We start from the raw sequence: 14,707 nt of genomic DNA, 5'->3' as shown, positions 1-14,707 counted from the left end.
TATATGCTTTATCCAGCCTCGATTATCGAACTCCCTTGAGAGTGGCGGTACATTTCCTTGTAGTAGCCTCCACGTGCCAGCAGCTCTGAATGCGTGCCAGACTCGATAATCTCACCCTTCTTCATGACCAAAATGCGATCAGCTCCCATAACGGTTGACAATCGATGCGCAATGACAAGCGTCGTCCTGCCCACCGAAACAAGCCCCAGTGCTGAGCTAATCAGCTGCTCCGTATGAGAGTCAAGGTTTGCTGTCGCCTCGTCTAAAATTAATATTTTCGGCTCGAATACGATAATTCTAGCGAATGAAATTAGCTGACGCTCACCGGCTGATAAACCGCTTCCTCGTTCAGAAAGCCTTGTGTCGTAGCCATCCTTCATTTGCAAGATCAATGAATCTGCACCTACAAATTCACAAGCACGTATAACCGCTTCTCTCGAAATACTCTCATCGAACAGACGCACATTATCAAGTATCGAGCCCGAGTATAGATACGGCTCCTGTTGTACAAGACCAACAATATGATGAAGCGAAGCCTGCGGAATATCTCGAATGTCCGTTCCGTCAATCTGGACGCTGCCCTGCTGCACATCATAGAAACGGCATAACAAGCTAATTAAAGAACTCTTGCCTGCTCCCGTCGTGCCTACAATGCCAATCATTTCTCCTGCTCCAATATGAAGATCAAGATTTCGTATGACAGGGCTTCCTGGTGTGTATGCGAAGGATACCTCATTGAAATCAATACGACCTTGCACCTCTGAGATCGGCAAGTTGGTCAATTCCGGCTTATCCTTGACATCAGGCTGAATGGCAAAAATACCCCAAATCCGATTTACCGCAACCGTTGCCGCTTGAAGGGTGTTCCACTGCTGCGTAATATTATTGATGGGCTGAAAGAACTGGCGAATGTAGGTAATAAACGCATACAAGACACCGAACTCAAGCGCTGTGTCAATAACCGCCGAGCCGCCAAGCCAAATGACCAAAGCGATTGATATATTGCTTAATATTTCAAAGGAGCGGTTAAACAGCACATTCGTGCGGATCTCCCTCACATTCGCTTGGAAATAGGAGTTATTACGCTCCGTAAATTGCTTGCCCTGCTCTCTCTCTTGATGAAACACTTGAATAAGGTTCATACCGGATAGATTTTCTGCCACGAATGCAACAAGACGAGATAAGCGCGTTCGAGCCATTTGGTACGTCTTCCGCATGTATGAACGGAATCCAATAGCGATTAAAGCAATGAGGGGCAGTAAGATTAAACAATATAACGTCAATGTAACGTCCAGCTGAAACATCAGTACAATAATAAAGATTAGTGTCATGCCGTCTCGAAGCAAGCTTAGCAGCACTTGATTAAAGAATTGATTCAATGCTTCTGTATCACTCGATACATGGGTAATGAGACTGCCGCTCGGCACCTTGTCAAAATAGGACATCGAAAGCTTCGTAATATGCTCGAATAACTGCTTGCGAATTTTAGCGACGATGCTCTGACCTGCGTATTGCAATAAATTATTTTGTATATAAGTAAATAGTAGACTCAATAGTGACAGGACGAGATACACGCCGCCAATAAGGAGTACACCTTTATAATCTTTGCCAGCCATCAGATGATCATCGATCGCAATTTTAACGAGATAGGGCTGCAGCAGCTCAGCCGCAATGGCAATGATCGTACTGAAGAATACTCCAATAAAGGCTAACCGATGCGGCTTAATATACCGCAATAACACTCGAAAGGTAGAAAAGTATTTGGGTTTGGCAGTCGGACCGTTCATATCGGCCTTCTGATCCATCTGCCAATTATTAATGGCCTGCGGCATGCTGACTTCCCTCCTCTTGAATCGCATGAAGTACAGCGTAAAGACCCTCCTGCGCGAGCAATTGCTCATGCGTGCCACGCTGAACGATTTCTCCCTCATCCATCACGATAATTTCATCCGCATGCTTCAAAGCACTTATACGATGCGCAATCAAAATTGTCGTCTTTCCTTTTCTGCTGGAGCGTATGGATTCAATAATATCGGTCTCCGTCACCGCATCAACAGCACTTACACTGTCATCTAGAATCATAACGGGCGATCCCTTAATAATGCCTCGAGCCAGACTGGTTCGCTGACGCTGCCCGCCGGATAAGGTTACGCCTCTCTCCCCCAGCTTCGTATCGAAGCGATTGGGAAATTCAATAATATTGTTATAGATTTGCGCTTGCTTAGCCGCTGCTTCTACTTGTTCGATCGTTGCGTCTCTCTGATAAAAGGCGATGTTCTCCCTAATTGTCGTACTGAACAGAAAGCCATCCTGCGGCACATAAGCGATCTGACCGCGCAAGCTCTCTAGCGTCAGCTCACGAATATCGGTATCATCAAACCAAATGGTGCCTGGCGGAGGATCATACGTACGCAGCAGCAGCTTCATTAAAGTGGTCTTGCCGCTGCCTGTTCTACCGACGATGCCAAGTGTCGTTCCAGGTTTAATATCCAAATTGATCCCATGCAAGGCTTCCTTAGAGGCATCCTCATAGGAAAAGGTTAGATCACGAATATGAATGCCGGCATGCTCGAAATCAAGAGCAAGCGCATCCTTAAATTGTTCAATATCCGGCTTCTTGCTAAGCAAATCATTCAGCCTCTCCAGCGATGCGCGCGAACGCTGCATCGTATTGATAACGTTGCCGATTTGCTGCAGCGGGTTCATTAGCATTCGAATATAAAACATAAGCGCTACAAAGCTTCCGAGCGGTATCTGCTTCGTAATGGTCAAATAACCGCCTAGCGTAAGTCCAATAATAAGCGATAGTGAACCAAGAAACGGAATAAGTGCTTGGAAAAAGGAGGATACTCGCACGAGATGAAGCTGATTGTCTCGAATGCGATCAACCGTCTCGCCAAATCTGCGGTTCATGATCGACTCAACCGCGAATTTCTTGGTAACACGAATACCGCCGAATTGTTCCTCAGCAGACTCTGTCATCGTTCCCAGTGATTCCTGAACCTTCAGCGATCGTTTGCGAATAACAGGCCCAAATTTCACGACAATAATAGGAATAACAAGCAAGGGAACGATGCAGGCAATGATTAAATAGACTGGAATATCACTAAGCAGGAGCATCGTGACCGTTGCAACCAACAAGATTGTCGCTCCAGCCGTCTGATTGACACCCATCGAGATTGATTCCCGAACAGATGTCACATCATTCATGAAATAGCTGAGCAGCTTGCCTACACCATTCTTGGAATAAAAGCTCTCACTCAGTTCAGTAAAATGATTAAACAGCTTCCTCCTTGTCAAAAATTCGAATAACCGACCGACATACATAACCAAATATTGCGCTAAGCCCCCAATTAGCGCGAAGCCTGCTCCAATACCAAGCAGCTGCCAGCTGTATTTGACGACAGCCGCTTGTGATAATTGTCCCGCCTCTAACGCATTGGTAAAGTCGCCGAGCACCTTCGGAAATTGAACATTAATGCTGTTCGCTATCAAATGAAACAGAATCGAGAAAAAATAAATATGCCACGTCTCTTTAAAAAAATCTGCCAGAATCCTCTGTGACTTCAAATGACTATCACTTCCTATCTGTTATTTACTCCACAAGACCCGTCCGCTCCACGCCTTCAACAAACCATCGCTGAGTAAAAGTATAGAGTAAAAGCAGAGGCAATATGATCAAAAACGAAGCTGCCATTTTGAGCGGTTCAACAAATACGCGCAAACCTCCCTGATCGGACTCCATACTCAGTGATGCATTCAGCTTAGCCATTCCAATTGAAAGTGGAATATCCGAGGCGCCAAACATGTACATTGAAGGATAATAAGCGTCATTCCAAGTCCACACAAAAGAGAATAAAAAGACGACAACAATAGCAGACTTTGAAATCGGCAGCATGACACGGAAGAATATGCGAAATACCCCTGCTCCATCCATTCGCGCTGCTTCCTCCATTTCCTTCGGAAGAGTGGAAAAAAATTGACGAAAAATAATAACAAACAAAGCACCTTTAAGACCATGACCGAATAAAGCAGGCACAACCATCGGCGCAAACGTATTAATCCAGCCCAATTCCTTGAACAATAAAATAGATGGGAGTATCGTAACTTGCGGAGGCATGATAAACGTGAACAGCAGTGCAGCAAATATTAATTTCTTAAATGGAAATTGCAAACGAGCAAATGCGTACCCCGCTACTGCGCAGGATATAACTTGCAGCACAGCTACCAGTGTTGAGACCGTCAAGCTTATCGTGAAGCTCTCCAAGTAATTTAGCAGCTTGTAGGCTTCTGCCAAATGTCCGCCATAAATCGCACTTGGCACCCATATGACGGCTGGATTAAGCAGATCTCCCGCATTTTTCACCATCGTCGTTACCATATAAAATACCGGCTTCAAATAAATGAACGCGACATCAATAAGCAGCAGGTACATAAACATTCGGAAGAGCAAGCCTTTATCCGCTTCTATACCAATAAGTTTCTTTCTAATCCCCGTTAATTTTCCCACTCGGCACCTCTTTCCGATTAGCGCTTGATCGCCAATGATTTATTTACTCTGCTGAAAATCAACATCGCAAGCCCGATAAATAATAGAACAATCATGAAGTAAATCCACGCAAGTGCGCTGGATACACCATAGTTCTCCGTTGTGACCTTACTAATGATCGGATTTGACGGGAAGGTGAATAAATCAACGATCGTATAAATGACGTTCAAGAAAATAAATGGAGTAAGACCCGGCAAAGTAATTTTCCAAAAGGTACTCCAAGGATCAGCACCGTCAATACGCGCAGCCTCGTAGACCGATGCCGATATCGTCTGACGTCCCGCAAGAAAAATTAAAATCTGAACGCCTGAATACCAAAGGATGAGTACGAAGGAGCCGATGACATTCTCAATCGGTCCTGCCCATGCAGCAGGGATATAATCAGCTAAGAAGGAGTCCACACGCAGACCTTTGATGATGGCTAGCTCGCCTTCACCCTGCGCAATAAATTCCGTAATAATTTGACCTGACGAGAAGATAACCGGCAGAAAGAAGATGACCCGAAATATCGTGCGCCCATAGAACTTCAAATTCAACAAAATAGCGATCAGCAGTGAAAACACAATAATAATGGGAATCATCACTAGCGCTTCTCTTAGAAACGGGAACAGGTCATCATACAGCAAACCACCGTCAGCGAACAAAATTTCCCGATAGTATTGCATGCCGACAGGCGTTGTATTAACGCCTGTCACGGTTATACGCACCTGATGAAAGCTCATGTAAAGCGAATAACCGAGCGGGAAGGCAACAAAGGCTAGAAAGCCGATTATCCAAGGTGCAATGAACAAGGAGCCCTCCAGCTTGCGAAGCGTGACTACGTTCAGTTTGCCTTTCATTTCGCTCCGTCTCCCATCTTCACAATAAAGTTTTTCCCTGCAACTAGCGTACTTCCACTTCTATACGGCTCCTCATTATAATTAACAATGATTGTTTTGCCGCCCTCGTATACCGTTTCCTTCACACCTGAAGCAAGCGTCCGATGTCCGATAATAAAATGATCCTGTACATCGCCAAGCGCTTCATTCATTCGCTTATATTGCTCTGCCGCAGATATCTTCCAGTCGCGATAATTCATGCTGTAGTACCAAATGGAATACGCTTGCTTGAATTGATCTGAAGAAGCAGCGGTAAAGACGTATGAAGGATAGGCGCCAAACTCGATGCTTCGCAAGAAGTCGGTATTATACTCATCACGCAGGTTCGCCCACTCCGAAGAATAAGTGATAAGCCCATGCAGAACAATTTGCGAGAAAGGAATCGCTTCATCTACGAAAATATCATAGGAGTAGTCATCTGCCATTCGATGAATGTGATTAACACCAGCAAGTGAATAGAACCCGCCATTCTCTACACCAACACCGCGGAGCTCCTTCTTCGCGAGGGCAATGAGAGACTGCTGGCCCGTCAAAACATCAGCCCTGCTCGCCTTGTAGCGACTGTTGAAATCTGTATTCAACGCACTGCCAATGCCGCCTGTGAATAGAAGCCCATCCGCGCCTAGCTCCTTGTAATGAGCGAGATCGGACTTAGCCTCCTGAATGCCATAGAGCGGACTAGTAAGCGTGACGCTATCATCATTCCCCTTTATAGACTGCTTCTGCAATGTTCCCGCTAGATTCCGCAGTCCATCATTCAGTGCCCAGAAACCGCCGCGACCACTGCTGTTCAGCGAGTAATTAGCCGACAAATAAACGCTAGAATCCAGTTCATGTGCCGCTTCAATAAAGGATTTCATGCCAGCATTGCCACCCAGCCGTCTATCCACTGGGAACAATCCGCCATAGGAGCTGTATCCCCACTTCTGCCAACCAGAATAGAAGACGGTTAAATTAGAGATGCCAGAATCATGAAGCTCCTTCACCATGACTCCCGCTTGTTTCGTTGTCGTCCCTTTGATATAGTCATCCCATAGCAAGCCTTCCTTCACATCAGCGCCAATAATATCGACGTATAGCGGAATACCAGAAGCTGATGCCTTCAAACGCTCCAAACCGTTCTCTTCTATTAAATAATTTCGATATGTTGCTGCCAGCGCTGTATAGTCGGTCCTCTCCCCTTCCAGCGGATAATACCTCACCCCGCGAGACGGTGCTTCGAACCTGTCTTTGCTATACGTATAGAAGCCTTCATTTCCTTGCTTGTTCGTGCTTTGAAAAAACTTAGTCCGATATTGCCATTCTGGCGTTATCCAATTGGATTGCCCTAATGCCCCCGCAGGAGCTGCGAATAGCTTCGCATATTCTTCTCCGCTGGTCATCACACCGAGAAAGGATTGGTCACCAGACTTCAATCCGAAAATCGGCATTTTTATCTCTTTCCTATTCGTTTTATCATTATAAAATGAGAGGTCGGCGCCATACACATTTTCACGATAAATGGATTTGTCATTCGTCCGATTCTCATCGAACTTCACTAATGCGCCTGATCCGTCTGGCAGCAGCAAATAACCTTCTTGCCCACGTGAGGGCTCAGCGCCAAATAGTGGATACAGCTTAAGATTAAGTAAGCTTAGCTTGCCTTCTACAATCTCATTATCTATAATCTTCGTTTCTACATAATCGTGAGCAAGCGTGACTTCAACAGGAACCTTGAACCCCGTGCTTGTAAAATGGAAGGTGACCCGAAAGCCGTCTTTTATCGTCTCAAAGCTCTCTAATACACCCCTTTCCTCCATCCAATTGGTGATCTTCGATTGTGATTTGGAGTTGGAAGCATCAATATATTCGACCATTATTGGAGACATCAAGCTGCTCTTCCATGTGCCTGTCGTCGTCTCGGATTCCCAATAGTCAGGGTTCGGATAAGAACGCCATATCTTTCCCGATTGCTTGCTCTCTAGCTTGAAGTGAGCTGTTCTGTTATCCACCCATAGCACAAAACGCTCCGACTCCGCCGTCTTAATGAAATCGGCATCGATGGGAAGTCCTGGCTCTGTGGGTGCCGATGCAGCTATATTTCCTTTTGTAGCTCTTGCAGCTGCATGTGATGCTTCCTCTTCAGCCTGTTTCACTGAAGCTGTCTTCGCGCCTGCGCTGGACTGAATCAGAATGATTAATCCGATAATCAGGAGCACTACGATCCCTGCACCCGCTAAGTAAGCGATCATTTTTCTTTTCATCGGATCGTCACCTCCTGATAGACCGAATAAATAAAGTTAATGAGCTCTGACGATAAGCTGAATACGATAAACAACAATACTGCGCCAATGAACATCGTGAGAAGCGACAGCAGCAAATTAATGATTGTTTCCCCTACGCTATAGTTTTGAATGCCCTGCACCTTCCAGAAAATAAGCAAAGCAACCCATCCATACAAGCCGAATTCTAGAAAACTGAATATAGATTGCTCGCTGAGCGTCATTACATTGGAAAGCAGCGTTAACGGCACTCCCAATAAAATGAATGGAAAAAGAGCATAGGCGCTTCCGTTAAATACATCCCGAAAACGTCCTTCACCTTGATGCAAGGAGCTGATTAAATAATTGCATATGACAAAGCTGATCCAGATCACAATGAATTGAATGAGGACCGTAATGATTTCAACATTTATAATAATAGAAGGATTGAAAATAAAGCTGATGCCTGCACGCATGACAGCATAGGATGCAACAGCAAACAGAAGTATGATGAAGCTGCTAAGCAAGCTTCCTTTTTGCTCATAACGGATAGCATGGAAGCCATCAATGGGATGCTTCATGACATAGAAAACATGCTTTAGCTGACCGATTAGCGGATGTCCATTCTTCTCCCTTTCCTTCTTGCGATTGTTCCAACCAAATCTCCTAGCTCCAAATTTCACTAGGAAGAAGAGAATAATGGCTGCGAAAAGTACATTCATAAATAGGCCGAAATTAGACTGAAACCAGAGCAGACGATTTTGCCAGTAGGAATCGGAATAGCCCTGCGCCCAGCCTGCTTGCTTGAATAACGACTGTGCTCTTTCGTATTCCCCTTTCTTGTACGCAGCCTTCGCAAGTCCTAAAATAGCCGGTGCATAATAAGCATGCAGCCGATTCACTTCAAGCCAAAGCGGCTCACTTTCCTCATACCGACCATCCTGTGTGAGTTGATTGGCTTTATGTACAAGTGCGCCAAATTCAGAGAGCCGATAGGTCTGTACAATACTATTTTCACTATCGAGAATGAAGAGATCACCCGCGGCATTCGTTTCAATGGCTGCTGGTATTTTGACAATGCCAAGCTTAGTCGTTGTATCCTCGAGCTCCCCGCCCCAGAAGAAGAGCAGATTGCCATTCCCGTCGTATTGACTGACTATATTTAGCTTGGAATCCACGACGGTAATATTTCCGTTTCTATCTACAGTCAAATCATGCAGCTGCGGACCGCCCGAACGCCCTACACGGTGCACATATTCACCATAGCTGCCGTCCGATAATGTATCCGCGAATTCCCCTTTGCCTGCAAGCTGATCTAATCCCGCAATATTGAGCTTTTTCAGCTGCCCTGTTCGTACTTCTTTCGTAACCGTATAAATAAAACCATTCTCATCCTTATCCGTGCTGGCGATTGATCCCGGCAGCTTGCTTATTTCACGTTCATACATCTCACTCGAATACAACAATCGCTTGATGGAATCCGTAAAGGAGAAGCCCGTTTTATTTGCACCAAAGAAGCTTTGAAATTCACCATTAGGATCTAGCTGAAGCAGTCCCTGGTAGCCGCCTAACGTCGCAATATAAAGGAACCCCCGCTTATCCACAACGAGTTTGATCGGATCAAACTTGAATGCCTCTGGAATAAGCTTTGATTCCGGCCTATCGAACTGACGCAATAGCTTGCCTTCCGCATTCAACCGCAGTACGCGATGATTGCCTGTGTCTGCAATGTAGATATCGCCATTGGTATCTACAAATAGGCCTTGCGGACGATTTAACGGACTGTCAGGGAAATCCAAGATACGAACCAACTTCCCGCTTGCATCCAAATGAACAATTCGGTTATTGCCCGTATCCGCAATATAAATATGATCCTTTTGATCGATGAACAAGTCCTGAGGCTGCTTCAAGGGTGAGTATACCGTTCCATTCGGATTAGATGGATCCGGTAGGAACAGCTCTCTTCCAATGACTCCCGCCGGGGTATAAGCAGCTTGCATCTCAAAGAGCTGATTATAATTGTCTTTATAGTAGGTTTGGTAAGGAACATCCGCGAATACGTGGTTTGGATAAATGGAAACTATTGCAGCCATTGCCGCAATCATAAGCGGCAAGAAGCGAGTAATCAGCCGCTTAAGCATACGCTGAGCCCTCCTCTCTTATTTAATGCCGGAATGCGCCATCGTCGTAATGACCTTACCCTGCAAGAAAATAAATACAATTAAATTTGGAATAAACATAATCAGCGAAGCAACAGCCGCCGCACCCTGCATAGAAACGTTATTTGCTAGATTATTGGTTAGTGTAGATAGAAAGAATGCGAAGCTCTTCATCTCATCATCCAACATGAACAAAGCGGAAGTTTCTGTATTGCCCCATGAATTTTGGAAGGCAAGAATAGCAACCGTTGCGATGGCAGGCATACAGACTGGCACCACGATACGAAGAAACAAGACAAATTCATTCGCGCCGTCAATCCGAGCGGCTTCCAGCAGCGCATCAGGAATTTGATCGATAAATTGCTTAAGCAGAAACACACCGATCGGCATTGCCATCATGGGGAGCAGATGTCCGAAATACGTATTCATAATGCCCAGATTGCTCACAACAAGATAGCGAGGAATTTGCACAACCTCAGGTGCAAACATCAGCGTTAGCAAAATCGTCGAGAACACGATTTTTGCACCGGGAAATTTATGCTTCGATATCGGAAAAGCGCAAATTGCGCTTACTCCAGTGACAAATATGACCGCCATACTTGAAATGAACACACTATTAAATAAATAGCGAATCATAGGCACTGTCGATCGGGAGGTTACTGAGATCAGCTCGTTTATATTTTGCAGAGACGGCTCTTGAACGAAAAAAGCAGGCGGATACACGAACAGCTCATGATAGGGCTTAAAAGCATGATTGAAAATATAAACAATCGGCAGCAGCATGAAGATAGACATAACGATCATGAGCAGCGTCAACAGTTTCTGAAAGCCATCCATCGCGCCTAGCTGCTGCACACCTCTGCGAAGTGATTGCCAACGCATCATCACTCATCCTCCTTCGAGCCGAATAAGCCCCAGCTTAATTTATTTGAAGCATACATGAGCACCAATAGAAACACCGAAATAGCTGCGGCGTAGCCCATTTCGAAGCGAATGAATCCAAAGTCATCGATATGATTGATAATTAAATGACCCGAATAAGCAGGCGTTGGGTTGCTTCCTGATAACTCCACACCGATAGCTCCAGTCTTAAAGGTCGTTACAATTGCCATTACGGCACCGAATAGCATCTGCGGCTTCATGGATGGTATCGTAATATACCAAATTTCCTGCAAGCGGCTTTTCATCCCGTCAATTCGAGCCGCCTCATAATAATCACGATTTACATTCAGGATTCCAGCCAGCATGGCTAGAAAGCCTACACCCATACTCGACCAAAGGGTTACGATAATCATCGCATTCATCAAATATGAGGGATCAGTAACCCATAACTTCGGTACGTCGATAATGCCTAGACGCAGCAGCACGCTGTTTAAATAACCGATTCGATCGCCCGTCAGCATCGGAAGCCATACGATTGACATCGCGATGCCAATGGTTAGCGACGGCGTATACATCGCAAGCGCAAACCATTTTCTTGTTTTGTCTGGAAGCTGCGAGATGAGCCATGCCAGCATAAACGCTGCAAAATAGCCGCCGGGGCCGACGATAATTGCGAATTTGAATGTATTTGGAAGAGCATGCTTCAGAAAGAGTAAATCCTGCGAAATCAGATACTGAAAGTTCTGCCAGCCTATGAAACGCGGCGGCTCAATCGCATTGAAATAAGTGAAGCTAAGTGCCACTGCTGCGAGTACCGGTATGACGATAAAGGCCGTGAAACAAAGCATAAACGGCGCAATGAACAAATAGCTAAGCCGATAAGACCATATTTCCTTTAGTAGGCCGGGGTGAGACCGAACAGCCGCACGCTTCTTCTCCTTAACGACCGGTTTTGCGTTCGTTTTCTGAGCGACAGCCACACTACTGCTCGATAGCTTATTTGACATATTCGTCGACCCCCTCCCAAGGCTTATTAACAATTGGAAAATCAAGCCTCTTTATTGACTTGCCGTTCTCGTCTATGAATCCAAACTCCTGCTGCTTTCTCCTCAGCTCCCGATTAACATCAAGGATTGCTGATTCAAGGGAAGCACGGTAATTCATACCGTCAATAACAGCACGAACCCAAGCATTGTTCAGCTCTCTTCCGAGGAAATAACCGCCCGGCGGATTCACTTTATCCTTGTACCACTTCCACTGCTCCAATATGACGTTCGCATCCTCGGTTTTCCAAGGTAATCGTACAAATGCTTCTACATTAGAAGTGTTCCAGCGGAAGGACACACCGTTGATAGATTCCAAATCTGAACCGTAACGCTCCTGGACATCAGTAGAAACCCACCATTTCATAAACTGCCATGCTTGTTCCTTCTTATTGGAGGCTTCAAAAATAACGCCTGTCGTCTGTGCTCCGCCAGCCCAGTGGTTGATGGTGCCATCCGGCTGCTCCGTTCCCGGTATCAAAGCAATTCCCCATCTGCCATTAAGCTCTGGCGCGGCTGCTGAGAGCTGAACGTACATGTTGTAGTCCGAAATGCCGATTGGCATTGTACCCGTGCGGAAATGCTGATAGAAGCTCGGCACCTGCTTCTCTAGCGCATACGTATTAAATAAATCCGTCCACTGCTTGAATGCCTTAAAGCCTTCCGGCGAGTCGAGCGCTGTTGTGAAGCCGTCTGGTTTGTAGAACTCCACACCGTTTTGCAAAATAAAGGGAAGGAACTCTCCGGGATCTACGTAAAAGTTCATAAAGTTTTGCTGTAAGGTCGGCAGCAAATCATAAACATCCTGCCAGGTTTTTGGAATGTCCAGCCCAAGCTCCCGCAAAATATCCTTACGGTAATAAAGCACATGAAAGGATTGCGTTTCTGGTACTGCGTAATAACCCTTGTCATAATAGAGCGGCAGCCAAGAGCCCGGACTGAATCGGTTAAATACTTCGTTGAAATCAGGAAATTGTGTGAGGTCCGTAACACTGCCTCTGATGGCATAATCAACCGGCAAATCCTGTGATAATCCAAGCGCTATATCCGGTTGAAGCCCCGCTGCATTTGACATAACTAACAGCTGCGGATTCGGAAGCAGATTAACTTTCACCTTTATGCCTGTTGCTGGCGTAAACAGCTCATCGGTAAGCTCCTGCAGCTGTGTGACATAATCACGTCCACGCTGCACCCATACATTTAGCTCCTTGTCATCCATGTCGCTCAGGCTTTCTCTTGAATGAAAGGAGTAGACGAAATTAGCGAACAGTCCTACCGTCTTAGCAGCAAATGACGCCGTCATAGTTGGAAAATCCTTATTTAGAGGAGCGATGTAAATCTCGTCAAGCTGAAGCGGCTGCTTATAGAGATTAACGACAAAGTTATTAATTTTCTCATCAATAGAAGCAATCTCATCGATATGATAAGGAATCTCGTCAAGCTTCTTCAGCAGCTCCCGCAGATCTACAGCTGAAGAACGGAAACCCTCGCTTGCACTATCTTTGCGACCATTTACTTTAGCCATTTCGTCAGCCAACACATCTAAATTGGCTGCTGCTATTTCTAGCCTCTCCTTCAAGTCAGGCAGATCCCGTGCAATTTTCCATGTCCGGTTGCGATCAACTACTCCGCCTGTCAGTGATCGTAAATCCTGATCGACAGTGCGAAGCAAAGCACTTAAATTCTCAATGCCGCGAACGATTGGACTAACCGTCGAATGTGTAAGCGCCATGGATAGCGAATGCGTCCCTTTCTCTAAATAAACCGCATAAGGCTTATTATTTTCATCTGACAGCACAGTCCCCTGCCAAGCTGAGGCATAGGGAAAGCGATAGGTAAGAAACGTATCAAATGGTATTTCACCATCTATGCGAATGGTTCGAAAGGACGCCTTCTGTGAGAACCTGCTTTGCAGTGTTCGAAGAGCGATTTTGTATAGACCCGTCTCCGGCACCTCAAAGGTCCATGACACCTCTTGATTCGGCCAATCCCAGCTTACGCCTCCGACCGTGTTATACGTGATTCTACCCTTCGCAAGGGGAACGGTACGTCGATCGCGATCAGACATCATTTGAACGGATGGATCATTTTTGGAGGTCATTTGCTCCGCCTGCAGCGTGATGACCTTCCCTTCTACCCGATCACTCTGCGGATTGGCAGCCAATGCTTCCTCATAAGTGGGAAGCTTCTGTGGCGGCTGCAGTGAGATTTCGCTAATAGCAACGGGCTCATAGCCTTCGAAGCGAAGCGTATGGGTTCCTTTCGTAAAATGCCACTTAAGGGGCTCAGCATAATTGGCACCTGAGTCGATAAAGGGGAATGTTGACCATTTAGATATATCTACAGAGGTTGGTCTTATTTGATCGCCATCGTCGTTTATTTGAGGCATGCCGCTATCCCGCCACTGTCGGTATAACGTAATGGAGGAGGATTCCCGAAAAGGACGCTTACCATCTACCTTTACATCCCACACAATGGGTCTCGTAAAACCTTTTCCAAGCAGCGGATGATAGGTAGTATGAATTTCATAAAGTCCATCTTGAGCAACATTGAACGTATACTCGATCCAGTTCGCATCTGTCGAATTCCAAATTAATACATTTTCTTCCCCTTCATAGCTGCCAACCTCAATCACCTTATCATCGGATCTCCGGGAAGGAGTCGCTCCGTTAATGATGACCGACTCTTGCGCTGCCTTAACCCCTTTCTCCTGCAGCCCGCTTAATACTTTCGCATAATAAGGCTCAAGATCTGCCTCGGCAAGAGACGTATTCTCCCACCAGGCAAAGGACTTTTCTAATTGATTCGGCTGGTACGGTCCGGCTTTAAGCGCCGAATTTGCACGTGATGCCCAGCCTACGAAGAAAAGAACAAGAAGTCCTGCAATAGCGAGTGGAAAAACGATTTTAAACGTTTTTGACTGTATGATTTTGCTCACCATATAACATTACGCTCC

The 14,707-nt window shown here is 45.7% G+C and carries 9 protein-coding genes; all 9 read right to left on the bottom strand.

Going from position 1 to position 14,707, the window contains the following annotated elements; all coding sequences use genetic code 11:
* Positions 1-8: 8 nt before the first annotated feature.
* Genes AC0YOD_RS01325 through AC0YOD_RS01285 form a run of 9 tightly spaced genes read right to left on the bottom strand, consistent with a single transcriptional unit; the run spans position 9 to position 14,692 of the window.
* A complete protein-coding gene (locus AC0YOD_RS01325) occupies positions 9-1,832 on the bottom strand; it encodes an ABC transporter ATP-binding protein (protein ID WP_475797449.1) in 1,824 nt (607 codons plus the stop codon).
* A complete protein-coding gene (locus tag AC0YOD_RS01320) occupies positions 1,816-3,570 on the bottom strand; it encodes an ABC transporter ATP-binding protein (RefSeq protein ID WP_475797448.1) in 1,755 nt (584 codons plus the stop codon). Before AC0YOD_RS01320 ends, AC0YOD_RS01325 begins: the two co-directional genes overlap by 17 nt.
* Positions 3,571-3,595: 25 nt before the next feature.
* A complete protein-coding gene (locus tag AC0YOD_RS01315; protein ID WP_475797447.1) occupies positions 3,596-4,510 on the bottom strand; it encodes a carbohydrate ABC transporter permease in 915 nt (304 codons plus the stop codon).
* Positions 4,511-4,527: 17 nt separating this feature from the next.
* On the bottom strand, positions 4,528-5,388 hold the full coding sequence (locus AC0YOD_RS01310; RefSeq protein WP_475797446.1) for a carbohydrate ABC transporter permease: 861 nt from the start codon (positions 5,386-5,388) through the stop codon (positions 4,528-4,530).
* The gene (locus AC0YOD_RS01305; protein ID WP_475797445.1) at positions 5,385-7,670 is read right to left on the bottom strand and encodes a DUF5696 domain-containing protein; all 2,286 of its coding nucleotides are present in this window, start codon (positions 7,668-7,670) and stop codon (positions 5,385-5,387) included. Before AC0YOD_RS01305 ends, AC0YOD_RS01310 begins: the two co-directional genes overlap by 4 nt.
* Positions 7,667-9,808, bottom strand: a complete 2,142-nt coding sequence (locus AC0YOD_RS01300) for a YIP1 family protein (protein ID WP_475797444.1) — start codon at positions 9,806-9,808, stop codon at positions 7,667-7,669. The genes AC0YOD_RS01305 and AC0YOD_RS01300 overlap by 4 nt, the downstream gene beginning before the upstream one ends.
* Before the next feature lie 18 nt (positions 9,809-9,826).
* Entirely contained in the window at positions 9,827-10,711 is an 885-nt protein-coding gene (locus AC0YOD_RS01295) for a carbohydrate ABC transporter permease (protein WP_475797443.1), read from the bottom strand.
* Positions 10,711-11,715: a carbohydrate ABC transporter permease gene (locus AC0YOD_RS01290; protein ID WP_475797442.1), complete on the bottom strand. Its 1,005-nt coding sequence runs from the start codon at positions 11,713-11,715 to the stop codon at positions 10,711-10,713. Before AC0YOD_RS01290 ends, AC0YOD_RS01295 begins: the two co-directional genes overlap by 1 nt.
* Positions 11,705-14,692 carry an extracellular solute-binding protein gene (locus tag AC0YOD_RS01285; protein ID WP_475797441.1) on the bottom strand — a complete coding sequence of 996 codons (2,988 nt, stop codon included), beginning with the start codon at positions 14,690-14,692 and terminating at the stop codon, positions 11,705-11,707. Before AC0YOD_RS01285 ends, AC0YOD_RS01290 begins: the two co-directional genes overlap by 11 nt.
* Positions 14,693-14,707: the final 15 nt, after the last annotated feature.

It is taken from the genome of Paenibacillus sp. J31P13 (assembly GCF_056269295.1).
The sequence above is the reverse complement of the archived record's forward strand: the minus strand, read 5'-3'. Positions and strand labels throughout refer to the sequence as shown.